Source organism: Candidatus Chloroploca asiatica, assembly GCF_002532075.1.
GTDB classification, from domain to species: domain Bacteria; phylum Chloroflexota; class Chloroflexia; order Chloroflexales; family Chloroflexaceae; genus Chloroploca; species Chloroploca asiatica.
Window position 1 is genome coordinate 158,437 of the sequence record NZ_LYXE01000110.1, and the last position, 24,538, is coordinate 182,974.

A 24,538-nucleotide genomic window follows, 5' to 3' on the forward strand; every position below is an offset into this window, starting at 1 on the left:
AATCTTGCCTTCGCTGGAAAAAGAGCCAGCTATGCTGGCTTTTTTTCCAGCGAAGATGTTGAGCGAGCGGGTGGAAACCCGAAGACAGGAGGCCTGGATGGATCAAAGTATCCGTCACCCTACCGGGCCGACACTGGTTGTGGAGACTGAACAAAAGAGTATCCGTCGCAGCCGACGTTTCACTGCACTCGGGATGTTGCTTTGGGATCTAGCCCTGATTCTCGCGAGTGTGGTTTTTGCCTACTGGTTGCGTTATACGGCCAATTGGCCTGAACCTTTTGACCGCATTGTTTCGGAAGTAGCAACCCAGAATCAGGTCGAATTTGAGGCTTTTTTGCCGATTTTTTTGCCCATGATGCTGTTGCTTGCCTTCCAGTTTGGTCGGCGTGGGCTCTATCAGGTATCTCCTCGCCTTAGTTTGCTCGATCAAATAGGCATTATTGTGAGCAGTACCCTCACGGTGATTGCCTTCCTGATTGTGGTCGTCTTTCTCTATAAGCCCTTTTACTATTCACGGCTGATCTTTGCCTTTACCGGGGCAACAATCATCCTGCTCCTCGCGGTGTGGCGGGTCATCCGTACCGGATTACAGCACTGGCAATGGTCACGTGGGATTGGGCAGGAACGGGTACTCGTAGTCGGCGGAAGCGGACTCGGCCAGGATGTGATGAATGGGATCGTGAGTTCGCCGGGGCTTGGTTATACACTCGCTGGCTATCTCAATGATCGGCCGGTCGTTGAAGAAAATGGACGGGCGACCCGCGTCTATCGGCACCTGGGTGATTTTGATGACCTCGAGCAAGCGATCCGCACAAGTAACTCGCAACAGGTCATTCTTGCACTACCCTTCTGGGAACAGGGACGGTTGCCCGAGTTCGTCATGATCTGTGAGCGCCTCGGGGTCGAGTATCTGCTTGCGCCCGATTTTTATCAACTCAGTTTTGATCGGGTTGATCTGCATCAACTCAGTGGCGTGCCCCTCTTGCGGCCCAAAGAGATCCGGTTGCAGGGTATTAATCTGACCATTAAACGGGTGATGGATGTCGCGCTTGTGCTTGTCCTTGCCCCTGTGATCCTGATGATCGGGGCGCTTGTAGCCCTGCTGGTGCGGCTTGACTCGCGTGGGCCAGTGATCTTTCGTCAGCAACGCGTCGGACGAGGGGGCACGATCTTCAATTGCTATAAGTTTCGTACCATGGTGCCTGATGCCGAAGCACGCAAAGCAGAACTGGTACACCACAATGATGCCGATGGTCCGCTCTTCAAAATGCGCGACGATCCCCGCATTACCCGGATCGGACACTTCCTGCGCCGTAGCAGCCTCGATGAACTGCCCCAACTCTGGAATGTACTCCGTGGCGAGATGAGCCTGATCGGGCCTCGCCCGGCCCTGCCGGACGAGGTCGCACGCTATGAACCGTGGCATCGCCGCCGCCTGGAAGTAATGCCTGGCTGCGCTGGCATTGTGCAGGCCCTCGGGCGCAGCGATATGTCGTTTGATGAACAAGTGCGGCTCGATATCTATTACGCCGAAAACTGGTCGGTCAGCATGGATATCCGTATTATGTTGATGGTAATCCCGGCAGTGATCGGGGGGCGTGGTGCCTACTAAGAGAGGAGCGGGTCTGATGCGTGTGTTAATTACCGGTGCGGCAGGCTTTCTCGGATCCCATCTATCCGACCGGTTTTTGAGCGAGGGCCATGAGGTGATCGGGATGGATAATCTGATCACCGGAACAACTGATAATATTGCCCATCTAGCCAATCATGCTCGTTTCAGCTTTATCAAACACGACGTTACCAACTACATCTATGTCGCCGGCCCGCTTGATGCGATTCTGCACTTTGCCTCGCCCGCGTCACCGATTGATTATCTGGAATTACCGATCCAGACGCTGAAGGTCGGTGCCCTCGGTACCCATAAAGCCCTCGGTCTCGCCCGCGATAAGGGGGCCCGTTTCCTGCTCGCGTCAACCTCTGAGGTCTATGGCGATCCACAGGTGCATCCGCAACCCGAAACCTATTATGGTCATGTGAATCCGGTCGGGCCTCGTGGGGTCTATGATGAGGCCAAACGCTTCGCTGAGGCGATCACGATGGCCTATCATACCTACCACGGCCTCGAGACACGCATTGTGCGCATCTTTAATACCTATGGCCCCCGGATGCGTCTGCGTGATGGACGAGTCGTACCCAATTTCATTGCCCAGGCCCTCAAACGCCAACCCCTGACCCTCTATGGTGATGGGATGCAGACCCGCTCGTTTCAGTATGTGAGCGATCTGGTCGAGGGGATCTATCGGTTGCTTCTTTCTGATGAGGCCGAACCGGTCAATATTGGCAATCCGGGCGAATTTACGATCAAGGAGTTTGCCGGGATTGTCAATGAACTGACCGGCAATGAGGCAGGGACCGTGACGAAAGATCTGCGGACACTGGATGATCCACAGGTACGCCAGCCCGATATTAGCAAGGCGCGACGCATTCTCGGGTGGGAACCACAGGTAACGTTGAGTGAGGGCCTGGCTTTGACCATCCCCTGGTTTCGGGAGGAACTGCACCGCCGCAATGAGATCTAGCGCACGCAGGACAATGGCTTTGATGGTATGACGCATCCGTGGTTCAAGGTTGTAGTCTGGTCGGTGGTCGGCAGCAGTGCGCTCGCGCTCGCCCTGCTGCCTTTGGCGACCGCAGCATTGTTGCTCTTTACCTTGGTTGCCGTCACCCTGGCGGTGGTCAATCCGGTCTGGATCATCTACCTGGCGATCCTCTCGGTACCGGTGCAAGAATTGCTGGTGTTGCCGGGCGGGCTTTCGTTGACCCAGGCCTCGCTCGTGCTGATGATCGGTTCGTTTGCCCTACATACGCTGATCCGGCCTGATGATCCCCAGCGCTTCGGGCGGCTCTTGCCCCCACTGGCGCTGTTTGTCTGGACCCTCGCGCTATCGGCGGTCGGAACACCCTACAACCGTAGCGAGGCGGTGCGTGAGGTCGTGCGCTGGGCTACGGTACCCTTGATCTATCTTTTTGCCCTGCGGATCCTCGATCCGGTGCTCCTGCGCGAAGACCGGGGCTGGGCCGGGGTGAGTTGGCGCATCTGGGGCCTGGTAGCCGCCCTGCTCATCGCCCCTGCGGGAACGGCGCTCGTTGGCCTCGTTCAATACTGGTATGGTCTCGGGCCACCAAGTTTTGCGATTGGTGGCGGAAGAGTGCGTGCGTATGGTACGATAGGACAACCCAATTCATTTGCGGGCTATCTGAACCAGGCATGGCCGCTCGCCGTAGGGATGGCGCTCTTTGCCGGGGTCGGGTTGATGCGTGGGGCAAGGCGTCTGCCAGCCCTGATAGCCCTGGGAGGGGCGGGGCTTGCCGGTGGTTTGTTGCTGACCGGGTTGCTGGCAAGCTTCTCGCGCGGAGGCTGGATCGGGGCGGTCGGGGGTACGCTCGCCCTGGGAGTTGCGACCGTGATCATGCTGCCGGCCCAACTCCGGCGCCTAGTGCGGCAACTGGCCCTGGTTGCGGCGGCTGGGCTGATCGGGTTGGCCCTCCTCGGCGGGGGAGGAGTGCTGCCTACGACCTTCACCCAGCGGATCGCGAGTCTGACCAATAATCTGCGCCTGTTTGATGCCCGCGGGGTGGCCATTACCCCGGCAAATTTTGCGGTAGTCGAACGCATGGCGCATCTTCAAGCAGCCTGGCATATGCTCGAACGTTACCCACTGACCGGGGTTGGGCCAGGCAATTATAGCATTGCGTATGAAGCCCCACCACGGGTAGGCGAGCGACCGATTAGTATTCGGCCCTGGTATCAGTCACGTGGTCATGCCCATAATTACTATTTACATATTGCCGCCGAAGCGGGTATTATTGGTCTAACCGCCTACTTGATCCTCATTGGGACGGTGATCGTTCAGGCGGTGCGTGCCGTGCAAACGGCCGAGGGCTGGTTTTGGCAGGGAATTGCAGCGGGAAGCGTCGGGGTCGTGGGGGCCGTGGCGGCCCATAATCTGTTTGAGCATCTGCATGTCCTGAATATGGGCCTGCAGCTCGGCTCCATCTGGGCATTGCTTGTCCTGGTTGAATGGCATGGCCTTGGCACGTCACAACCAGCGCCAGATCGGGTGTCGGCGGTCGGAAACTGGTCGTATGAGCGTTGAGATGCGCGAGATGAAGGTGGCGAAGTGGCAGCGAAGCGCGACAGCACAAGGGGTAAATTGAGTTGATGATTGATAAGAGCAACACCAATGAGGAAGGGTCTGATTTTACATCAGATGCGCTGCCCGACGAAGCAGAAGTCGAGCAGAAGGGCTTTGTCCTTTGGGATCGGCTACGCAGTCCACGCACCCTGATTTCATTTGGCCTCGCGATTGCTATCGTGGTCTTTGTCTTTTCGGGGCTGAATATTGACATTCGCCAGACCTGGCAATATATCCGACAGGTCAATCCATGGATGCTCGTGCTCGGCTTTCTGATCTTCTATCTAACCTTCCCTATGCGTGCCTTGCGCTGGCGGCTCTTGCTGGGCAATGCGGGGGTTCCTGTCCACGAAGGACGACATGACTGGGCCTCACTTCCTGCGTTGATGGAATATATCTATCTCTCGTGGTTTGCCAACTGCATCGTACCGGCCAAACTCGGCGATGCGTATCGAGGGTATCTGCTCAAGCATAATGGGCGCGTCTCGTTCTCGTCGGCCTTTGGCACCATCTTTGCCGAGCGGTTGCTCGATATGTTGGGCCTGTTCTTGCTCCTCCTTATTTCGGCCTGGTTTACCTTTGGCGTCCACATGCCCGAAGGCACGCAACTCATCTTTGGCTTCGGGGCCATCCTGGTGGTCGCCATTCTGACTGGGCTCGCCGGGATGCGTTGGCTCGGGCCAGTGGTGCGCAAGATCATCCCGCAGCGCATGCACCAGTTTTATGACCGTTTCGAGCACGCTGCCCTCAGTTCGTTCAAGCCAACCGTCTTGCCACGCCTGATCGCCTTCACTGGGATGATCTGGATGCTTGAGGGGTTCCGGCTCTTTTTTGTGATCGAAGCCTTTGGCCCAGCCGTCTCGGAACTCTCGCTCTCGGCGATCATCTTTGTCGCGCTCGCTTCATCGCTCTTGACGGCCCTGCCGATTACGCCTGCCGGGCTCGGGGTGGTGGAGGGGGCGATCACGGTCGTGCTGCTCTTCTTTGGCATTGAACAGAGCCTGGGGATCGCGATTACGCTGCTCGACCGCCTGATCAACTTCTGGAGCATTGTCGTCGGGGGGTTTTTCGTCTATCTGTTCAGCAAACGACGCTAGCAGAGCCGAAGCACCCGCACCGACAACCTCGCGCCGTAGCGCGAGGTTGTCGGTGCGGGTGCTTCGGCCCCAGCAAGTGCTTCAGCCCCCGGCGTTAACCCGCGGCAGCAATCCCCTGGATGCCACCTTCGGTCAGTTTACGCGCATCAATCAGCTTGTCAACCTCTTCGCCCGAAAGCAAACCCTTCTCGACAACAACTTCTTTGATCGTCCTGCCCGAAGCCATCGCCTCCTTGGCGACCGCCGCACCGTTGTTGTAGCCAATCACCGGATTGAGTGCCGTCACCAGGATGGCATTCTTGGCCAACCAACCCTCGGCCTTTTCGCGGTTGGCGGTGATCCCGACCACACACTTGGTCGTAAAGGCATTGATCGCACCAATCAAGACATGCATCATCTCAAAGAGATTGTGGGCAATGATCGGCATCATCACGTTGAGTTCGAGTTGCCCGGCCTGCGCAGCAAGATTGACCGTCAGGTCACAGCCCTGCACGTGGAAAGAGGCCATATTGAGCATCTCGGCCAGCACGGGATTGACCTTGCCCGGCATGATGCTAGAGCCAGGCTGCACCGCAGGCAGGCGGATCTCGTCAAAGCCCGTCGCCGGACCCGAGCTAAGCATCCGGAAATCATTGGCGATCCGCACGAGCGTCCCACACAACGTGCGCATACTCGCCGAGAAATCAGCCGGATCAGCCATACTCTGCATCGACTCAAAGAGGTTGCCCGAGGAACGTAGACCCTGCCCGGTCAACTCACTCAACTTGTCAACCATGCGCTGATGGTACTCGTCATGGGCATTCAGCCCGGTACCGGTTGCCGTACCGCCAATGCCCAGACGGCGCATCCGCTCAGCCGCGGTCACTATCCGCTCCATATCATTACGCACCGCCAGCGCATAGGCCCCAAACTCTTGCCCAAGGCGCACCGGTACGGCATCCTGCAAGTGGGTACGGCCCGACTTGACCACATCGTCGAACTCGGCGGCCTTGGCCTCCAGCGCATTGGCCAGATCATCAATCGCGGCGAGCAACTCGGGCAAGCGCCAGAGGCACCCGAGGCGGATTGCGCTCGGGATCGTATCGTTGGTTGACTGCGCCATATTGACGTGGTCATTCGGATTGACTGGCTTCTTGGGATCATCGAGCGTAAACCCGAGGATCTGATTGGCCCGATTGGCAATCACCTCGTTGACATTCATATTGTGGGACGTACCGGCCCCGGCCTGGAAAGGATCAACGACAAACTGATTCTGCCATGTACCGGCAAGCACCTCATCGGCAGCCTGGATAATTGCCGCAGCCAATTCCGGCTCGAGCAAGCCGAGATCACGGTTGACTTCAGCCGCCGCCCGCTTGAGCATGGCCTGCGACCAGACAAACGCTGGATAGGGGCGCTGCCCACTTACCGGAAAATTGAGCACGGCGCGTTGCGTCTGCGCCCCATAGAGCGCATCAGCCGGAACTTGCATCTCACCGAGCGAATCCTTCTCAATGCGGAAACCATTCATACTGTCGGGCTCCTTTGTCCATTTCATTACGCCACAGAGCGCACCACCACGGCTAGATTGTAGCACACGTCCAGGCAACTGTGGTAAGGCGCTGAAAGTCTCATGCGAAAGCGGGAACCAACGGTCAGCGGATGCTGGCCGTTGGTTCCCGCTTTCGTGAAATAAGGAGTGAAATTTACAATTCGCCAACCACGATAAACGTATCGAGGATACGATCAAGTGCTTCGAGATCCGCTTCCGTCACCACCTGTACCTGCACCAGGCCGAGGAACGAACCATCTTCTGGTGCAAAGGCGACCACGATCAAAACCGTATCGGTGCCACCACAGTTTGTCCAGGTGTCGAAGAACCCGGTATAGAGGCCATCGCTATAATCGTCACGGCCTTCGTAGGTACAACTCTGACTGAAGGAGTTCTGATCAAGTAGATCGGTGACACTCATCTCTTGCGCGAGTTGCTGCGAGGCCCCAATAAAGACGCCGGGGCTATCCCAGGTATTGATGAACGCATCAATATCAGGGGCTGCCGTCATACCAACGCTACGCTCCATTTCACGGCCAGCAAAGTTCCAGGTGCCCGACGAAACATCACTCCAGGAGGTAGGCACTTCAACGATCAAAAGCTCGTTGACATCGGTGATCTGCTCGTAGCCATCATAAGTGGCCGAGCCACCGTCCTGAAAACCAGGGATATTCTCATCGCGCGCAAACGAGAAGGTCTCTTCGAGTTCACGCCCATTGATCTGGCCCTCCAGCACCTGCTGGGTATCGCCACGGACAACTTCAATTGCCAGGGTATCGCTCGGGTTACGGCTGCGGAGAATATCGCAGTAGTCGGTCATCGTACCGTCCGTCGCCAGCACGAGCCGCTCGAGCTTGGTGATGATATCACCCGGTTTCACCCCAGCATTATCAGCCGGTGAGCCCGACTTGACCGACCAGACCCAGATGCCCGAGTCGAAACCATTGCTAAAGGCTTCACCGTTAATCCCAATCGAGGTAACATCCTGTCCATCGCGCATCTTCTCGATCAGCGGCAGCGCCTCGTCACGCGAGATCGCATAGTACTGTTTCGTATCCGAGCGACCAGCATAGTTGACGCCAATGACCGCGCCATCATTGCTCAACAATGGCCCGCCAGAATTGCCGGGGTTGATCGTCGCATCGTGTTCGAGCACATTATCAACCGAGGCCCAGCTTGTTTCGCCATCAGTACGAGCCTTCGAGATAATGCCACGGGTCAAGGTGAACTCAGGATCACCAAGCGGATAACCAGCGGCAAAGACATCCAGCCCGACCTGCAAATTGTCGTCATACCAATCGAGATAAGCGAAACCGTCGCCCTCAATATCGATCACGGCCAGATCGGAGCATTCCGAGACGCCAAGGACACGCGCATTGCGTGGACGACTCTCACCATTGACAAAGACCTTGAGCAACGCCGCACCCGTAACCACGTGGTTATTCGTAACCGCAATCCCACTCTCATCAATAATGAAACCAGAGCCGCGTCCGGCAACATTGAAGAGCATCCCTTCATCGGGTGAAACAAATGTTCCTTGGGCTTCAATCTGAATGACTGCTTGCTGCGCATCGGCCAGCGAGCCAAGGCCACGGGCAGGCTCGGGGGTCGGCTCAGCTGTTGGGGGTTCGCTTGTTGCGGCCTCGGTGGGCACAGCGGTTGGCCCGGTAGCACCAGGGATCGCAGCCCCACATCCACTCAGCGCTACCATAGCGATCACGAGAAGCAGCCAGCCGAATGTCCCTACCTTTCGCCCAACACACCATCTGCTCAACTTCATCACAACCTCCTATCAGGGCCTTGCAGAAAGAAAAAGCGGACTACAACATCTCCAACTCTGGCTGTCTTCTGGTCGACCAGATAACATGTGAGCGGTTGAGGAGAGGGTGAGGGGAGCACCGGGGAGATCCCATCAACGCCAGACCTTTGTGCCTACAGGAAGCAGGACGACCTGGACATCTTCAGCCTAAGTATACAACGCTTTTGGCGACTTGTATTGCATACAACGAGGCCTGCGACCCCCAAGAATCTTCAGACCTCACAGGCCTTGAAGGGCCTGTGAGGTCTCAGGCGAGTTTTATTTCTAGCGGGTAAAACGATGCACAACCACCAACAAACCCTCGCGCACACTCACGTGCGCAGGCGTTGTGATGATGGTATTGCTGATGCCACGGGAGTGTTCAAAGTAGAGGTCGGCTTCATGCAGGCTATACTCAAGACCACGGGTCGTAATGCCACGGGCAGGCCCCCCCAGCGGCAAGAGCGAGACAACATCGCCGATAGCACCATTGATCACCACCGACCGATGGGCCAGATAGACCTCTTGCTCGGCATCAAGCAGACGAACCCGACACGAGGCGAGCTCGGGCAGGGCAAGCAGCGCGACATTCGCCAGGCTCTGATCGAAGCGCCCGCCAAGCGCACCCAGAATATCAATGCGGGTTGCGTGAGCGTCAACGGCCTGGAGCAAGGCCAGTTCCAGATCAGTCTCGTCTTTGGCGGGTGGATACTGGCGGATCACAACCCCGGCCTGACGAAACGCATGTAACGCCTGCGGCTTGAGTGAGTCAAGGTCGCCCACCAGCAGATCAGGGGTCAAACCAGCGCGATGCAAGCTATTGCCACCACCATCTGCAGCAATCAAAAGATCAGCATGACTCAACAAGCCATAAAATGGCTCGATCATAAAGGCAGGGGCATTGGCAACAATGACAGCATACATGCGCACCATTGTAACACGCAGCACACACTCTGTCCCGGCTTGACACTCATCGCAGAGTATCCTATCATAGTGTATAAGTAACACTATCATGAGGAGCACATTATGGAGGAGTCTGCTGCCACATATGACCCGACCCACTACCAGCGCCCCTCGGTGACAGTTGATGTGGTAATCTTTACCCTGATCAACCAGGAGCTACACGTCTTGCTTGTGCAGCGGCGCCACTGGCCTTTTGAGGGCTACTGGGCAATCCCTGGTGGATTTATCAATATGGACGAGTCGCTCGTCGAGTCGGCGCGCCGCGAGCTAGCCGAAGAGACCGGGGTACGCGATGTCTACCTCGAGCAACTCTACACCTTTGGCGAAGTAGGCCGCGATCCGCGTTCGCGGGTGATCAGTGTCGCCTACATTGCCTTGATCAGCGCCGATGCCCAGAAGATTCGTGCAAGTGACGAGAGCACCGACGTGCGCTGGTTCCCGGTCAGCGGGTTACCCGAACAGCTTGCGTTTGACCACGACCAGATCCTGGCCTATGCCATCTCGCGCCTGCGTTCAAAGCTGGAGTATACAACGCTGGCGTTTCAATTGTTGCCCGAGCTCTTTTCGATCCTTGAACTGAAGCATATCTATGAACAGATTCTTGGCGAAGAGCTTGATAAAGGCAATTTTTACCGCAAGATCAAAGAGTCGGGCCTGCTCGAAGAGACCCAGTTGACCCGCGAAGGGCGCGGACGCCCAACCCGACTCTGGCGCTTCCGCCGTGATCGGGCCGGCGAAAAGCAGTTTGTCTTCCGCTGGCGCGAAGATCGCCTGAGTAGATAAGAGATGGTCAGATCGTTTTATGCATGTAACAACCACCGCTCAAGGCGAAGTTCGCATTCCTACCATCAAGATCCGCAAACGCGTCTTGCTCCTGGCCCTACCAGCCGTCGGTGAACAACTGCTCAATACCCTGGTCGGTCTGGTTGATATCTATCTTGTCGGTAACCTGAGCGCCGAAGCAACCGCACAGCTTGGCTATGGCAGTGCGACCGCGTTGACAGCAGCCGGGCTAGGCAATCAATTCACCTGGCTTATGATGGTTCTGTTTATGGCGGTCGGCATCGGGGCGACGGCCCTGGTCTCACGCGCCATTGGGGCCAAAGACGAGGCCAGTCTGGTACGGATCATCCGCCAGACGATCTTTCTCGCTTCACTGGTGGGACTGGCAGCGACCCTGCTGGGCTTTTTGGTTGCCGAGCCGTTCCTGCGGCTGGTCGGAGCACCAGCAGAGGTTCAGAGTCTCGGCGCGAGTTACATTCACATCAATGCTGCCACCTTTCTGCCCGCGACGTTGCTCCTGGTTGGCACGGCCTGTTTGCGCGGGGCGGGCGATACACGCACCCCGTTACTCGTGATGCTGGGGGTCAATGCGTTGAACATCGGGGTCTCGTGGTTGCTGGTCAATGGGCAACTCGGTGCGCCTGCCCTCGGGGTCCATGGGGCCGCCGTTGGCACCGCACTGGCCCGCGGGCTAGGGGGTCTCATAATGCTAGGCCTGCTCTTCCGTGGGCATGCCGGTCTGCGCTTTGTCTTTGACCACCGGCCTGACCCTGAAACAATGCGGCGACTGCTCAACGTCGGGCTCCCCACGGCAGGCGAGCAGTTTGTCTTTCAAGCCGCTCTGTTGATCTTTGTTCGTTTTGTGACGGGCCTGGGCACTGCCGCCTATGCTGCGCATACGATCTCGATCACGATCGAGTCACTCTCGTTTCTCCCTGGGATGGGCTATGCAGCCGCAACCAGTGCCCTCGTTGGGCAATCACTCGGCGCACGCCAGCCACAGCAAGCGAAACGGTTTGCCTACGAAGCGCTGCTCCAGGGTGGCTTGATGATGAGTGCCGTCGGTGGGCTGATGATCCTCTTTCCGCAACAACTGCTGGCCTTCTTTACCAACGATCCGACTGTGATCGAAGCCGCGATTCCCGTGCTCCGTGCCGCAGGACTGGTGCAGCCAGCGCTGGCCGTGAGCTTTATCCTGCTCGGGGCGTTGCGAGGGGCTGGCGATACACGGTGGCCGCTCTACAGCCGCCTTGTGACGACCTGGCTCGTCCGTCTGCCCTTGACCTTCCTGCTGGTTGGCGGGTTAAACCTTGGGCTTGCCGGCATCTGGCTCGCGATGTGCAGTGATTTCACGTTGCAAGCAATCCTCGTACTGTGGCGCTTCAACGCAGGCACCTGGCAAAAAATTCAGGTCTAATAGCTATTTTCGCCAGCACAAGCCTTAACATTAGGGCTGGTGCCCTAATGTTAAGGCGAATCGATCTCATTCCCAACGACGCAGCAGCGCAAAAACGAGGGCAACCCCGGTCAAGAGGAACGCCGCCACACTAAAGCCAAGCAACAGGTTGGGCAAGACACCCGTCCACCCACCAATGCCAATGGCGACCGCAAGCATGCCAATACCGAGGATGAGGGCAGCCAGCACCACCGCCACCGCCAGCCGATTGGCGGCCCCAACGAGCGCACTAGACACCCGGCGCAATTCGCGTTCTTCAGTCTGAATGCGCAATTCACCGCTATTCAACCGATGGATCAGATCGCTCGCCTGGTAGGGCAATTCCACCGCAACTTCGCCGAGATCACGCACTCCGCGCAGCGCTTGATTGCTCAGGTTTGCCGGGGCGAAGTCTTCCAGAATGGCCTGCTCGACATACGGGCGCGCAATGCCAAAGACATCCAGTTGCGGATCGAGCTGCAAACCGACGCCCTCCATCATCACCAGCGCCTTCATCAAGAGGGCCAGTGGACCGGGGAGGCGGATGTGATGGCGCCGCAGCAGGCTCAGCAATTCATTAATCGTCTCTTGAGCTGAAATTTCACAGAGCGGGCGATCAACAAAGCCCTGGGTAAAGCGTTCAAGATCGCGCTGCAACTGAGAAGTGACATCCCGCCGGGTAATCAAGCCCAGGCGCTCGAGCGAGCGAATCGTCCCGTCGGTATCCTGGTTAACGATGGCCGTCAATAACAAAAGCAGCGCGTGGGTCGTCTGGGCATCAAGGCTCCCCATCTGCCCATAATCAACGACGCCAAGCACTTCACCGGGCATGGCGAAAAAATTGCCAGGATGCGGATCGCTATGGAAAAAGCCCAGGGTAAAAATTTCGCGCAGAATCAAGGCGAGACAATTGCGTGCCAACTCGACCCGATCAATCCCAGCGGCGTCAAGGCCGGCGTGATCCGTCACCTTGACCCCATAGAGACGCTCACTGGTCAGAACCTTGCTGCCACTGTAATCCCAATAGATCTGAGGAATATAGATCGAGTCATGGTCAGCAAAGAGACGCCGGAACCGATCGGCATTGCGTCCCTCACGCCGATAATCAAGTTCAGCCCGGAGTGTCGCGGTAAATTCCCAGGTCAATTCAATTAAATTATACTGTTGACCGAGGGGCAAGCGTTCCTGCGCGAGGGCTGCGAGATCAGCGAGAATCGCGAGGTCGGTATTGATGCGCCCGGCAATATCAGGGCGTTGCACCTTGACGACGACCTTTTCGCCGGTATGCAACTGCGCGGCATGAACCTGACCAAGCGAAGCAGCGGCCAGGGGAACCGGATCGAAACTGGCAAAGATCTGATCAACCGGGCGGCCGAGGCACTCTTCAATTGTTGCAATGGCTACCTCAGCCGGAAACGAGGGTACAGTATCCTGGAGTTTGCCAAGTTCGGTAACAAACTCGGGGGGCAAAAGATCGGGGCGCGTACTAAGGGCCTGCCCCAACTTGACAAAGGTCGGCCCCAGCGCCACCAGCGCCTCACGCAGGCGGCCAGCCGTGCCAAGCGGCGGAGTCGGTGGCACGCGCAGCACCGCACGGCGGGGCAGCGACAACAACGAGATCAGACCGAGTTGCTCGACCAGCGCCCCAAACCCATGCCCAACAAGCACCTGGGTAATTTCACGGTAGCGCCCAAGATAACGAGCCTGGCGAACCAGAGGCCACATGATCGTAACTTACTATCAAAACCAGGCAATCAGCCGGGGCAAAAAGATCAAACACCCAACAACAATGCTCCCACACGCACAGAGCAAGACCGTTCCTGCCGCAACATCCTTGGCAATTTTCGCCAGCGGATGATAGCTCGTTGTGGCGAGATCAACGGTGGCCTCAACGGCCGTATTGACCCCCTCGGCGGCAAGGACGAGGGTTATTGTCAACACCAGAATCAGCCATTCCCAGCGCTCGATGCGCAGCAACGCGCCGAGCAGCGTCGCCACTAGCGCAGCAAAGCAATGGATCTGCGCATTGCGCTGCGTGCGCAGCAGATACCCGAGCCCGTGAAAGGCATACTTAAACGACGCTATCAGTCTACTCAGACGATAGGCATTCCCTCGGGGCGGCATCGACTGCTCTTGCTGATTGCGTGGCTGTTGCATAACGTGATAAATTATACACCAGGTAGCCACAGAGGTGCGCGATTGCTTTATAATGGGCACCTGGAGACTTAGTGATCTCTATGTAACATAAAGGGTAAGCTCGATATGCGTCTCATCATTGTTCGTCACGGCGAAAGCGAATGGAATCGGATTCATCGGTATCAGGGCCAGCTTGATGCAGCCCTCTCAGAACTAGGTATGCGCCAGGCAGCCGCGCTTGCCGAACGCCTCAAGGCTGAGCAGATCGATCAGATCTACAGTAGCCGCCTGCAACGCGCTGCGCGTACAGCCGAAGCTATTGCCGGCTTCCATCCCAACACCCCCTTTGCCTATTCTGAAGCCTTGCTTGAGATCAATCATGGAGAGTGGGAAGGCAAATACGCTGACGAAATCACCAGCAAATACGCCGATGGCCTCCGTGAATGGCGTGAACACCCAACCCGCTCGCAGATGCCGGGGGGCGAGAGTTTCTCGAATGTGCTGAAGCGCACCCTCGATTTCCGTGAGCAGATCACGGCGACCCATATGGATCAGACCGTTTTGATCAGCACGCACGATGTCGTGGTCAAAATTCTCGTGGCCGATGCGCTGGGGATGAACATGGATCGCATCAACCGGATCTGGGTCACCAACGCCAGCATTTCGGTGATCGAATACGGCAACGACCTGCCCTACCTGGTCAGCCTCAGCGAAGCCTGCCATCTTGGCACGCTCGCCAGCACCCGCGAAGGCCAGAAGGCGTTGTAAACACCAGCGTACGAGGCCAGCTTCGCTGGCCTCGTACGCCAGCATACGCGCAAGCACCAGAAGGCCCCACCCTCAACAGGTTTGATTGGTGGTCAGACGGCAGCGATCAAAGAGCAACGCCCCGATCCGGTCAACGATCTGGCGGGGCACCTCGACAAACTGGTAGTAGAGCATATCAGACCAGATCAACTCGCGCCGCAGCGCGGGACGAATAATTGTCCACTGGGCGATCAGGCCGATATTCCAATAGATCAACAAGGCCGCGCCAAGCAGGATCGGCCCAAGCCCGATGCGTGGGCGCAGCCACATCAACAACGCAGCCAACCCCAGCACAAAGATGGGGGTCATCTCGATCAAGCGGCGAAAGCCAAACGCCCCCCGCAAATGCCAGGTTGTCCCAAACGCCCCGTTGATATAGGTCTGCGCGAGAAAACCGGCCAGCAGGAGTAACGCCAACCCCCGGTCATGACGAGCCAACCAGATCAAGCCCAACAGACCAAGGGCGAGCACAGGTGCCCAAAGAAACGCCCCCCGCCCAGGGTCAAAGAGGGTATTGAAGAAATTGGGACTTGTCCAGTCAAGTTTGCCCGCCACGGTTGCCGACGGCCCGGGGCGACCGTTGAGGATCTGATAGGCAACGAGCTGTGGCGTCACGGTCAGTACCAGCGTGAGGAGAAACGCAACATGACGGCCCAGAAGCCCTGGCACAGCAGCGAAACGGCGTTCACGCAGCAAACGCCAGTAGAGTCCGAGGGCTTCAAGGGCAGGTACGATCAGCAACAAACCGAGTTGCTCGCGGGTGATCACCATCAACCCACCGATCACCCCGAGGATCAGCCAGCGCCCGAGGCTACGCTGCTCGCCCTTACCCCAATCATCAATCCAGAGATAGAGAAAGAGCGCCCAGAGAAAAAAGCCTGGCCCGTGCGACCAGACCATCGCGATATAGGTATAGAAGACCAGTGGCGATGCCAGGAAGACCGTCAGCGTCGCGATCGTTGCCACCATATCATCGCTATACCGTCGCGCCAACCGATAGGTCAGTTGCAACCCGAGGCAGGTATAGAGGACAGTCATCAGGGAGACCGCCACGATATACGGGCGCGAAAAGCCATCACGGGGAATGGATGCGCCCAAGGCGTTAGCCAGACCAACCACAAGATCAGCGAGCACAAACCCCGGTGCCCACATGATCGCCGACCCGACCGGCGCTACATTGCGGAGCAGACCGGTGGTTGGATTGGGATTGACGGCATCCTCACGGAGTAACGCATTCGCGACGGCTTCATCACCAAACTGCCGCCCCTGCTCGGCAAAATAGTGATACTCATTCTGAAAATCGAGATCGCGATCAAAATAGACCGAGCGTAGGTACGCGTAATATTGCACCTCATCACTCAACGCGACGCGGGGCAAACTGATTGGGAGCAGCAACAGACAAACCGCCAGAATGATCCAGGGGCCATAGTCCCGATCTTTCAGGCGCGTCAACAAGGCTTCACGACGAAACACAGATCTTATCCCCAACACAGTTCTGTCAACAACGTTTTTTGGATGTTTACTCAGTAGAGTGTAACCTACGTTTTCTGCTCTGCTGCCGAAGGGAGGGCCGGCTTCAGCCGGCTAAAGCCGGCCCTCCAGAATGCCCGAAAACTTCGCGCGCTGGGAGCGAAGGCGGGACGCCCTCGCTCCCAGTAACCTTCACACACCACTTAACGCCGGATCAGTGGCAGATGCACCTTTGGCTGCGTAATCGTTTCAACGGTGATCATCGTCGAGATCACCCCATCAGTCGCATTGCCGGCACCATCAAGGAAACGCAGATAGATATAGTAATCACCAGGCGACACAGCGCTCACCTCAAGGCCGTTGGCAAGGCTCCAGCCTGGTACATCAAAGTTACTTGCGCCACCCGGCACTTCAATCGGAATCCAGTTGAGCGCCGACGACGTTGCAGGTGAAGCAACGGGTGTCCGACTATTGGCGACCCACACCCCCCAGAAGCCACGGCCCGGATAGAGATTATCCGTCACCGCGACATCACGCACGGTAAGACTGGTCACAATTGTAGCAGAAAGATCGACGGTCGCCGTCAGCGACTCGGCGGTACTCGAGGCCAGCACCGGTTTGACGGTATCATAGAACATCGTCGCTGGATAGTCGAGGAGATTGCCAACCTTATCGGTGACCCGCACAACCAGCGCGTTTGCACCCTGAGACATCGTCCCCGGATAAGCGACCACATTGGCAAAGCGTTCATTGGTCAGTTCAGTTGGTGCACCAAGGCTATTCGCATCACGCCCAATAGCAACCGAATGCAACTGACTGCAATCATTGAGGCCACGCAATTCCAAATAAACCAGCGGCGCACGGGTATAGGCCGGATGGCCCTTGCTCGCCCCGCCTCGTCCATCGTCAGCCAGGGTCGGAAGGCCACTCAGCGCGGTAAAGATCGGCGCTTTGTTGCCACCATAGGGATTGCCCACATAGACACTGGCATCAATCGCGCCATCAAGGATAATCTCATCGCTCTGCACCGGGCTCACCGAGCCATCATCGCCACGCACCTGGGTATAGAGGGTGACAGGCGCACAGGCAAGGGCATTGATAATGCGCTCGGGCACCTCGATCAAGGCAGGATTCGCAAAAGGTTGCCAGCCTCCCGAGTCATCATTCGCGGCATCAAGTGACGCATCCCAACGCCAGCGCATCTCGACGGGCGTCCCCTGAATATTATCGAAACGCACCTGCACCAGCTTTGAGGTCGTATCAAACCGCGCGATGGGGGCACCACCCTCAATAACGGGCGAAGCATTGACATCCTGGGCAATATTCGCCGACACGAGCGCATAATTGACGGCGAGGCCACTGCCGCCAAAGACCTCGTGAACCGTATGGGTAAAGGCCTGACCATCGCCAAGGGTCGTCGCAATGCGCCCATTAAAGATACTACCACCAGGGCTCGGCACCATCAAAGGATTGCCAAAGACACCTCCACGAGGACGGATTGAATAGAAGAGGTGTTGCGTACGATTGAAATCGGCAATCCAGGCCGCGTGAAGATTGCCCCGGGTATCAGCAAAGATATTCGAGATACTGATCGAATTGACACGGTCGGTCAAGCGATTGATTTGCCATTGCGTGCCGCCCTGGTACGTACCGAGCCAGATTCCCGAGTTGGGTGAATTTTCGATCCCCCGCCAGAGCAGATAGAGTTGACCATCTGGGGCAAAGGTCGCACCGGGATCGGCATAATCGCCATCAAAAGGACTCACGAGTTGCGCATCAAAGCCATTGCCATTCCAAAACGCCGCAAAGATGCGTAAGCCATCAGCGAAGCCGGCAGCATAGGCAACGGCAATCTGGCCCTGCAAACCCCTGGCAATCGTGGGGGCACCAAGGGCCGTCGAAGCACCAAGGCGATAGGCTGAACTCCAATTGATCCCATTATCGCCTGAGCGGACAACATGGATCGGAGCATCAACTTCACGCCAGCCAATAAAGATGCCCCCATCACTGGCGACATTCATGTGCAAATTAGCCGGAAAAATGCGTGAGACATAAGCCGTACGGATCGGGCCAAACACCCCACCGAGCGGCTTCTGGGTATAGTAAATCGTCCGTTCAGGCCCATTGATCCACGCAACGTGGACGGTGCCATCGACACCCGTGGCAACAGCACCAGGCGAATAGTCAGGCGTACCTTGAGCACGACCGATGACCTGGAGCGGCGAAAAGACTTGGGCGGTATCCTGTTTGGTCAGATAGACCAGATCCCGACGGCCTGAATTGGTCACGACGTGAATCTGCCGGTCAAATCCGGCCACACTCGGAAACTTCGGTTCTGAGATGCCAGGTATTTCGAATTGGAAGGCAAAGTTTGGCACCGGTGGATTTTGCGCAAAAACAGGGCTACTCACACTCAGCAGACTGAGCATGAGCAAGCCACTTAACACGAGATAAAAACGTCGCATCGTGGTGTCCTCCAACAAGGTACGCGTAAGCCAAGTTACGCAAGAACGGTGGTTATCGCAGCAACATGGCCTACGCTATGGCGTCACCACCACAACATCATCAAAGAGGATCGTCCCTACCGCCCTGGTCGCGATCCCGGCTTTGCCTGCTGGCAACGGATTAGCATCAACCGCCTGGAGCATCACTTCGCCATTCATGCGAACTTCGATCGCATTGCCCACGACCTGCATACTCAAGACGTGCCACATGCGCTCCTCAAAGCCAACCTGCTGCACTTCCGCCAGCGGCACAGCCACCCCTCGTTCGACCCGTTCGAGCACCTGACGCGGCGTGTCGCGGAAACTATTTTTGATAATGCGATAGCGATAGTAGGTCGCGGTAAGCGGATCGTCACCCTGGTAGCGAGCAATCAGACCTGCCGTGCCATTGAGTTGGTCATAGAAGCTGACCTGCACGGTATAATCACGCCACGTCTCGTCACCGATCAACGCGGCGGTCTGATGGATCGACGGGCTAAAGGCTAGACCGGCCCGGTTCTGCACCAGGCGACCATCGCTCACCTGCCAGTTGGCCCGGTTATCCGCAAGCACAAATTCGAGATCAACCACCTCCCAGGCATCCAGCGCCTCGGGGGTATCAAAGGTCGCCTCGGCGAGGATCACGCTCGCCAGCGCGGGCATGACGGTAGGATTTGGCCCGACCGTCGGGGTGGGGTCCTGAGGAGGATAGGTCAACATAGGTTGCTGCTCTTGGGCAACCCCCTGAGGCACCTGCCAGAGCACGAAGGCGAGCGCGGAGCCCAGGATTGCGATCACAAACGCCCCGATCACCGTAGGGATACGCCATTGTTTCATGGTGAGACCTGACCTTACTTGTATGAAAGTCTTCACAGACTTATAACGTAGATTCGTTCACATTTCATTGTACTATGTTGGTAGGTGCGTTGTGAGTAGGAATCTGGTCACATCTTTCTCGACCATGGTTTCGCCTGGCATAGCAAAACGGCCAGCAATGCTGGCCGTTTTGTTCTGTCAAGCAAAAAGCATTACGCTTCTTCATCGAGTGGTGGGAGCAACGCATCCCACCAGATTTTGCCCGAGCGGTGGCGTTGGAAATCAACGTGGATATGCTTTGGCTCGGTATATTCAAGCATGCCAGCGACACCCATTTCGCGGCCAATGCCACTCTCTTTATGGCCGCCAAACGGGGCATAGGGATTGAGCACGTGGTGCTCGTTGATCCCAACCGTACCAGTACGCAGCCGTTTCGCAACTTCGATCGCCTGTTGAATATCTTCCGACCAGACCGAGGCGGCGAGACCGTAGATCGAGTCATTTGCCATTTCAATGGCGTCACCGATCTCGTCATAGCGAATGATCGCAAAGACCGGGCCAAAGATCTCTTCCTGAGCCAAACGGGATCGATTTTTAACATTGGCAAAGATCGTCGGCTCAACGAATGGCCCGCGCTCGTACTCTTCACCGATGGGGCGGCCACCGCCAATCACGACATTTGCGCCCTCTTCACGGCCAAGCGCAATATAACGCTCAACCGTATCACGCTGCTTGAAACTAATCAAGGGGCCAATATCAGTCGCGAGATCAAGTGGATCACCAACACGCAGTTGCCGCGTCCGATGCACGAGGCGCTCAATCACCTCATCATACATCGAGTTCGGCACAAAGCAGCGTGTTCCAGCTTCACAGAGCTGGCCGGCGTGATAAAACATACCAAAGAGCACGCCATCAATCGCTTTATCGAGATCGGCATCAGGCAAAATAATGCTTGGTGACTTGCCCCCAAGTTCAAGCGTCACCTTCTTGATATGGGGTGCGGCAATGCCCATAATCTTGCGCCCGACCTCGGTCGAGCCGGTAAAGGCAACCTTATCAATCTTGGGGTGGCCGACCAGATATTCGCCAACGTCACCGCCAGGCCCGGTGATCAGGTTGACCGTACCGCGAGGCAAGAGGCCCGACTCATCAATAATGCGCACCAGTTCAATCGCGCTCAACGGGGCCAGCGACGACGGTTTGAAGACCACCGTATTGCCGGTTGCCAGGGCCGGGAAGATCTTCCAGACGGCCATACAAAACGCATAATTCCAGGGAATAATCTGGGCACACACCCCAAACGGATCACGCCAGACAAAGTTCCACGAGACGGTTGGAAAATCATTCCACGGCAAGGGCTCGTAGGGCGAACGGCGCGCGAGTTCGCCAAAGACGTGGATCATATGGAGGCCAAGCGGGATGTCGTTGAAGGTCGTCTTGCGGATGGGCACACCGCCGTCGCGGGACTCAAGCTCGGCCAGTTCTGAGCTGCGCTCTTGAACGAGTTGAGCCAACTGATGAATAATATGCGCACGCTCATAATGGGGGGTATGCGGCCATGGCCCCTTATCAAATGCGTGACGCGCAGCGGCAACCGCCCGATCAACATCAGCATGGCTCGCCTGCGCAACACGAGCCAGCGGCTCACCCGTAGCAGGCTCAGTCACTAAGAACCTGCGCTCCTCCTGGGCATCACACCATTCACCATTGATATACAACGGATGATAGGGCACATCACCCTCTGCTGGCTCAAGCGTCATCGCTTTACTCCTTATGATTTTTCTTGTATGCCGCTATGCGTCATGATAACACAATGCGTCATCAATCACAAGCCCTGGCACAGATAATTAGAAAGGCGCAAAGCTACGTAAAACTGCTCACATCTCCCGGGCGGTGGCAACAATATCCGCCAGGACACCGGCGGCAGTCAACGCCTGCCCGGCCCCGGGCCCACGCACCACGAGGGGGCGTTCGGCGTAGCGGGCCGTGGTGAAACTAAAGAGATTATCAGCCCCGCGCAGGCTGGCAAGCGGGTGCTCGGCGGGGACGATGCGCAGACCAACACTTGCTCCCTGGGGGGTCACGGTTGCGACATAGCGGAGGGCCCCGCCGACGGCGCGGGCTTCGGCGACGCGGGCGGCAAAGGATGCATCGAGCTCTTCAGCACGGGCCAGGAATTCATCGCGACTGAGCCCGGCCATCGCCGGGGGGAACCACGGCTCGGCAGGGATGTCGTTGATGCTCCACGGCAGGCCACAGGTACGGGCAAGAATAAGTGCTTTGCGGGCAACGTCGGCCCCACTAAGATCATCGCGGGGATCAGGCTCGGTATAGCCGAGGGCATGGGCGGCCCGCAGCGCGGTCGAGAGCGATTCGCCCGCTTCGAGTTGGCTGCACAGGTAGCCGAGCGTGCCACTCATCGCGGCCTCGATGCGCGTCACGGTATCACCGCTGTCAAGCAGGGCTTGCAGGGTGGCAATGATCGGCAAGCCAGCGCCAACCGTGGCCTCATAGCGCGTCGCAGCATCAAACATCAGGGCTTGAAACTGCGCAAGCCCGGCGCTGAGCGGCAATTTATTCGCCAGCACCACGCGGCTCCCTGCGGCAACGCGCTCAGCCAGCATCATCTCGTGACCAGGGGCCGCCGAGACATCAACGAAGATCGCCGCCTCGCGCAGGGCCAACGAAGACCAGGGCATGCCCGAACTTTTGCCTGCGATGGTCGCAATCGAGCGCCCTTCAGCTTTGGCCGCCAGCGCTGCCTCGATCTCATCCCTGGTGAGCGCCGCACCGGTAGCACGCACACCGCCACTATCAGCCAGGGCAAGGTAGACCAGGCTCAACCGATAGTGTTTTGCCAGCGCCTCACGGGTGGCAAGCACCTGCCGAACAAGCTCGCGGCCAACGCCGCCGAGTCCAATCTGTACAATGGGAATGCTTCGCATAGGCGTATTGTTGCTCCTTATGGTACGTTGGCGCGTAATTCATCTAACCAGACGCGTGCCTCAGAGTCGCTTGGGGCTCGCCAGTCGCCACGCGGTGAAAGTGAGCCGCCCGAGCCGACTTTCGGGCCGTTGGGCATGGCCGAGCGTTTGAACTGGCTGATCTGGAAAAAGCGGTATAAAAAGACGTTGAGCCACTGTTTGATACTTGGCAGATCATAGGCGATCTGCTGGGCAATAGGCAAGCCGTCGGGCCACGCACCCCGCGTGGCGTCCGACCAGGCGTGATGGCAGAGAAAGGCGACTTTGCTGGGGCGAAAGCCATAGCGCGTGATGTAGTAGAGGTTGAAATCTTGCAGCGCGTATGGCCCGATCTTCGCCTCGGTGCTCTGCGCTGGTGCATGGGTCGAGCCGTCGCTCGCCGGGACAAGCTCGGGCGAGATTTCGGTATCGAGGATCGATTGCAGGATGACGCCTGCCGCCGGGTCAAAATCACCGGACCTGATTACCCAGCGGATCAGGTGTTGAATCAGCGTCTTGGGCACCGAGGCGTTGACGTTGTAGTGCGACATCTGATCGCCAACGCCATAGGTGGCCCAACCCAGGGCCAGTTCGCTCAGGTCGCCGGTGCCAAGCACCAGCCCGTTGTGGAAGTTGGCGAGCCGAAAGAGGTGCGAGGTGCGTTCGCCAGCCTGGACATTTTCAAAGGTAATGTCATAGACCGGCTCGCCTACTGCATAAGGGTGTCCAAGATCGTTGAGCATCTGCAAGGCCGACGGGCGAATGTCAATTTCGTTCGCCGTTACGCCCAGCGCCTCCATCAAGGCATGGGCATTGGAACGAGTATGCTCAGAGGTCGCAAAGCCCGGCATCGTATAGGCGAGGATATTGCGGCGGGGCAAGCCCAGGCGATCCATTGTCCGGGCCGCCACAATCAGCGCCTGGGTGCTGTCGAGCCCTCCCGAGACGCCGATGACCAGATGCTTGATGCCAGTGGCTTTGAGCCGCTTGATCAGACCGTGGACCTGAATATTGTACGCTTCGTAACAACGGGCGTCGCGGGTCGCCGGATCGTTGGGCACAAAGGGAAAGCGCTCGACCGTACGGATCAGGGCGAGTCCACCTACGGGCAGATCAAGCTCGAAGGGAATCTGGCGGAACTGGCGCAAGGCTTCGCGGTGATCGTGAACCGTGTCGGTAAAACTGCCGAGACGCATGCGATCCTGGGCGAGCCGCTCGAGATCAACATCCGCCAGGATCAGTTGCTCATCATCGGCAAAGCGCTCGGACTCGGCCAGCAATTCGCCATTTTCATAGATCAACGCGTGGCCGTCCCAGGCCAGATCGGTCGTACTCTCACCAGGGCCAGCCGCCGAGTAGAGGTACGCCGCCACACAGCGGCCCGACTGACCGGCACAGAGCGCATGCCGATAATCGGCTTTGCCAATCGTAATATTGCTCGCCGACAGATTGCAGAGCACCGTCGCCCCCGCCAAGGCAGCATAGGTACTCGGCGGAATGGGGGTCCAAACATCCTCACAGATCTCGGAATGTACCAACAGGCCCGGCAAACCCTGCGCGACATAGATCAGGTCGGTACCAAAAGGAACCGACGCGCCACCAATTTCGATGGTCGTGCCAAGGGCATCGCGGGCGGCGGCAAACTGACGCTTCTCGTAGAACTCGCGATAATTGGGCAGAAAGCTCTTGGGGGTCACGCCAAGAATGCGCCCGGCATGGATGGCGACCGCACAATTGAAGAGGCGTCCTTCGGTACGCAGCGGCACACCAACGATGATCAGCAGCGGCAACGCCAGACTCGCCGCGACCACCTGCGCTAACGCGTCACGGGAAGCATCGAGCAGGGCATCCTGATGAAAGAGATCCTCGTTGCTATAGGCCGAGAGCCCAAGTTCGGGAAAGATGACCACCACAGCGCCAGCCGCGTGGGCGCGCTGCGCCAGCGCAAGCGTCTGCTGCGCATGGAAGAGCGGATCGGCCACGCGCACCGCCGGCACCCCAACGGCAACTCTGGCGAACCCATGACGATAGATCGAGAAAAATGGTTTGCCCACGCGATG

General features: G+C 57.6%; 18 protein-coding genes. 7 read left to right on the plus strand and 11 right to left on the minus strand.

Going from position 1 to position 24,538, the window contains the following annotated elements; genetic code table 11:
- Window positions 1-97 precede the first annotated feature (97 nt).
- The 4 genes from A9Q02_RS14815 to A9Q02_RS14830 all read left to right on the plus strand — a co-directional run bounded on the left by A9Q02_RS14815 (window position 98) and on the right by A9Q02_RS14830 (window position 5,293).
- Complete coding sequence (locus A9Q02_RS14815; protein WP_097653863.1) at window positions 98-1,612, plus strand: sugar transferase; 1,515 nt, start codon at window positions 98-100, stop codon at window positions 1,610-1,612.
- Window positions 1,613-1,628: 16 nt separating this feature from the next.
- Window positions 1,629-2,579, plus strand: coding sequence for a UDP-glucuronic acid decarboxylase family protein (locus A9Q02_RS14820; RefSeq protein WP_097653864.1), 951 nt, complete (start codon window positions 1,629-1,631; stop codon window positions 2,577-2,579).
- 27 nt (window positions 2,580-2,606) lie between these two features.
- Window positions 2,607-4,157 (plus strand): O-antigen ligase family protein, encoded by a 1,551-nt coding sequence (locus A9Q02_RS14825; RefSeq protein ID WP_097653865.1) that lies wholly within the window; start codon window positions 2,607-2,609, stop codon window positions 4,155-4,157.
- A gap of 65 nt (window positions 4,158-4,222) precedes the next feature.
- Window positions 4,223-5,293 (plus strand): lysylphosphatidylglycerol synthase transmembrane domain-containing protein, encoded by a 1,071-nt coding sequence (locus tag A9Q02_RS14830; RefSeq protein WP_097653866.1) that lies wholly within the window; start codon window positions 4,223-4,225, stop codon window positions 5,291-5,293.
- Window positions 5,294-5,387: 94 nt separating this feature from the next.
- On the opposite strand, the gene A9Q02_RS14835 is transcribed toward A9Q02_RS14830, so the two are convergent.
- The 3 genes from A9Q02_RS14835 to A9Q02_RS14845 all read right to left on the minus strand — a co-directional run bounded on the left by A9Q02_RS14835 (window position 5,388) and on the right by A9Q02_RS14845 (window position 9,546).
- Window positions 5,388-6,803: an aspartate ammonia-lyase gene (locus A9Q02_RS14835; RefSeq protein WP_172451003.1), complete on the minus strand. Its 1,416-nt coding sequence runs from the start codon at window positions 6,801-6,803 to the stop codon at window positions 5,388-5,390.
- A 175-nt stretch (window positions 6,804-6,978) separates the two neighbouring features.
- Complete coding sequence (locus tag A9Q02_RS14840) at window positions 6,979-8,604, minus strand: S1C family serine protease (RefSeq protein ID WP_097653868.1); 1,626 nt, start codon at window positions 8,602-8,604, stop codon at window positions 6,979-6,981.
- Window positions 8,605-8,907: 303 nt separating this feature from the next.
- The gene (locus A9Q02_RS14845) at window positions 8,908-9,546 is read right to left on the minus strand and encodes a thiamine diphosphokinase (protein ID WP_097653869.1); all 639 of its coding nucleotides are present in this window, start codon (window positions 9,544-9,546) and stop codon (window positions 8,908-8,910) included.
- A 102-nt stretch (window positions 9,547-9,648) separates the two neighbouring features.
- Between A9Q02_RS14845 and A9Q02_RS14850 the strand changes: the two genes are divergently transcribed.
- Together A9Q02_RS14850 and A9Q02_RS14855 are read left to right on the plus strand one after the other, a co-directional pair.
- Window positions 9,649-10,368, plus strand: a complete 720-nt coding sequence (locus tag A9Q02_RS14850) for an NUDIX hydrolase (RefSeq protein WP_097653870.1) — start codon at window positions 9,649-9,651, stop codon at window positions 10,366-10,368.
- Window positions 10,369-10,387: 19 nt separating this feature from the next.
- Window positions 10,388-11,785 (plus strand): MATE family efflux transporter, encoded by a 1,398-nt coding sequence (locus tag A9Q02_RS14855; RefSeq protein ID WP_097653871.1) that lies wholly within the window; start codon window positions 10,388-10,390, stop codon window positions 11,783-11,785.
- A gap of 66 nt (window positions 11,786-11,851) precedes the next feature.
- Here the strand turns inward: A9Q02_RS14855 and A9Q02_RS14860 are convergent, their stop codons facing one another.
- Together A9Q02_RS14860 and A9Q02_RS14865 are read right to left on the minus strand one after the other, a co-directional pair.
- Complete coding sequence (locus A9Q02_RS14860; RefSeq protein ID WP_097653872.1) at window positions 11,852-13,528, minus strand: ABC1 kinase family protein; 1,677 nt, start codon at window positions 13,526-13,528, stop codon at window positions 11,852-11,854.
- 15 nt (window positions 13,529-13,543) lie between these two features.
- On the minus strand, window positions 13,544-13,960 hold the full coding sequence (locus tag A9Q02_RS14865; protein WP_245860556.1) for a diacylglycerol kinase family protein: 417 nt from the start codon (window positions 13,958-13,960) through the stop codon (window positions 13,544-13,546).
- A 105-nt stretch (window positions 13,961-14,065) separates the two neighbouring features.
- On the opposite strand from A9Q02_RS14865, the gene A9Q02_RS14870 reads away from it, so the two are divergent.
- Window positions 14,066-14,707 carry a histidine phosphatase family protein gene (locus tag A9Q02_RS14870; RefSeq protein WP_097653873.1) on the plus strand — a complete coding sequence of 214 codons (642 nt, stop codon included), beginning with the start codon at window positions 14,066-14,068 and terminating at the stop codon, window positions 14,705-14,707.
- Between the two features lie 72 nt (window positions 14,708-14,779).
- On the opposite strand, the gene A9Q02_RS14875 is transcribed toward A9Q02_RS14870, so the two are convergent.
- The 6 genes from A9Q02_RS14875 to A9Q02_RS14900 all read right to left on the minus strand — a co-directional run bounded on the left by A9Q02_RS14875 (window position 14,780) and on the right by A9Q02_RS14900 (window position 24,532).
- Window positions 14,780-16,219, minus strand: a complete 1,440-nt coding sequence (locus A9Q02_RS14875; RefSeq protein ID WP_245860557.1) for a glycosyltransferase family protein — start codon at window positions 16,217-16,219, stop codon at window positions 14,780-14,782.
- A 200-nt stretch (window positions 16,220-16,419) separates the two neighbouring features.
- Window positions 16,420-18,681, minus strand: coding sequence for a sialidase family protein (locus tag A9Q02_RS14880; protein ID WP_097653874.1), 2,262 nt, complete (start codon window positions 18,679-18,681; stop codon window positions 16,420-16,422).
- Window positions 18,682-18,756: 75 nt separating this feature from the next.
- Complete coding sequence (locus tag A9Q02_RS14885) at window positions 18,757-19,536, minus strand: 3-keto-alpha-glucoside-1,2-lyase-like domain-containing protein (RefSeq protein ID WP_141508931.1); 780 nt, start codon at window positions 19,534-19,536, stop codon at window positions 18,757-18,759.
- Between the two features lie 191 nt (window positions 19,537-19,727).
- Window positions 19,728-21,275 carry an aldehyde dehydrogenase family protein gene (locus A9Q02_RS14890; RefSeq protein ID WP_097653875.1) on the minus strand — a complete coding sequence of 516 codons (1,548 nt, stop codon included), beginning with the start codon at window positions 21,273-21,275 and terminating at the stop codon, window positions 19,728-19,730.
- A gap of 117 nt (window positions 21,276-21,392) precedes the next feature.
- Window positions 21,393-22,460 carry a homoserine dehydrogenase family protein gene (locus A9Q02_RS14895; protein WP_097653876.1) on the minus strand — a complete coding sequence of 356 codons (1,068 nt, stop codon included), beginning with the start codon at window positions 22,458-22,460 and terminating at the stop codon, window positions 21,393-21,395.
- 17 nt (window positions 22,461-22,477) lie between these two features.
- Window positions 22,478-24,532 (minus strand): NAD(+) synthase, encoded by a 2,055-nt coding sequence (locus A9Q02_RS14900; protein ID WP_245860558.1) that lies wholly within the window; start codon window positions 24,530-24,532, stop codon window positions 22,478-22,480.
- Window positions 24,533-24,538: the final 6 nt, after the last annotated feature.

What these genes read in the sequence shown, in the direction of transcription:
- A9Q02_RS14845 (WP_097653869.1), bottom strand. Translation starts at nt 9,546, where the DNA reads ATGTATGCTGTCATTGTTGCCAATGCCCCTGCCTTTATGATCGAGCCA.
- A9Q02_RS14835 (WP_172451003.1), bottom strand. Translation starts at nt 6,803, where the DNA reads ATGAATGGTTTCCGCATTGAGAAGGATTCGCTCGGTGAGATGCAAGTT.
- A9Q02_RS14855 (WP_097653871.1), top strand. Translation starts at nt 10,388, where the DNA reads ATGCATGTAACAACCACCGCTCAAGGCGAAGTTCGCATTCCTACCATC.
- A9Q02_RS14850 (WP_097653870.1), top strand. Translation starts at nt 9,649, where the DNA reads ATGGAGGAGTCTGCTGCCACATATGACCCGACCCACTACCAGCGCCCC.
- A9Q02_RS14820 (WP_097653864.1), top strand. Translation starts at nt 1,629, where the DNA reads ATGCGTGTGTTAATTACCGGTGCGGCAGGCTTTCTCGGATCCCATCTA.
- A9Q02_RS14815 (WP_097653863.1), top strand. Translation starts at nt 98, where the DNA reads ATGGATCAAAGTATCCGTCACCCTACCGGGCCGACACTGGTTGTGGAG.
- A9Q02_RS14860 (WP_097653872.1), bottom strand. Translation starts at nt 13,528, where the DNA reads ATGTGGCCTCTGGTTCGCCAGGCTCGTTATCTTGGGCGCTACCGTGAA.
- A9Q02_RS14840 (WP_097653868.1), bottom strand. Translation starts at nt 8,604, where the DNA reads ATGAAGTTGAGCAGATGGTGTGTTGGGCGAAAGGTAGGGACATTCGGC.
- A9Q02_RS14880 (WP_097653874.1), bottom strand. Translation starts at nt 18,681, where the DNA reads ATGCGACGTTTTTATCTCGTGTTAAGTGGCTTGCTCATGCTCAGTCTG.
- A9Q02_RS14830 (WP_097653866.1), top strand. Translation starts at nt 4,223, where the DNA reads ATGATTGATAAGAGCAACACCAATGAGGAAGGGTCTGATTTTACATCA.
- A9Q02_RS14895 (WP_097653876.1), bottom strand. Translation starts at nt 22,460, where the DNA reads ATGCGAAGCATTCCCATTGTACAGATTGGACTCGGCGGCGTTGGCCGC.
- A9Q02_RS14885 (WP_141508931.1), bottom strand. Translation starts at nt 19,536, where the DNA reads ATGAAACAATGGCGTATCCCTACGGTGATCGGGGCGTTTGTGATCGCA.
- A9Q02_RS14890 (WP_097653875.1), bottom strand. Translation starts at nt 21,275, where the DNA reads ATGACGCTTGAGCCAGCAGAGGGTGATGTGCCCTATCATCCGTTGTAT.
- A9Q02_RS14870 (WP_097653873.1), top strand. Translation starts at nt 14,066, where the DNA reads ATGCGTCTCATCATTGTTCGTCACGGCGAAAGCGAATGGAATCGGATT.
- A9Q02_RS14865 (WP_245860556.1), bottom strand. Translation starts at nt 13,960, where the DNA reads ATGCAACAGCCACGCAATCAGCAAGAGCAGTCGATGCCGCCCCGAGGG.
- A9Q02_RS14825 (WP_097653865.1), top strand. Translation starts at nt 2,607, where the DNA reads ATGACGCATCCGTGGTTCAAGGTTGTAGTCTGGTCGGTGGTCGGCAGC.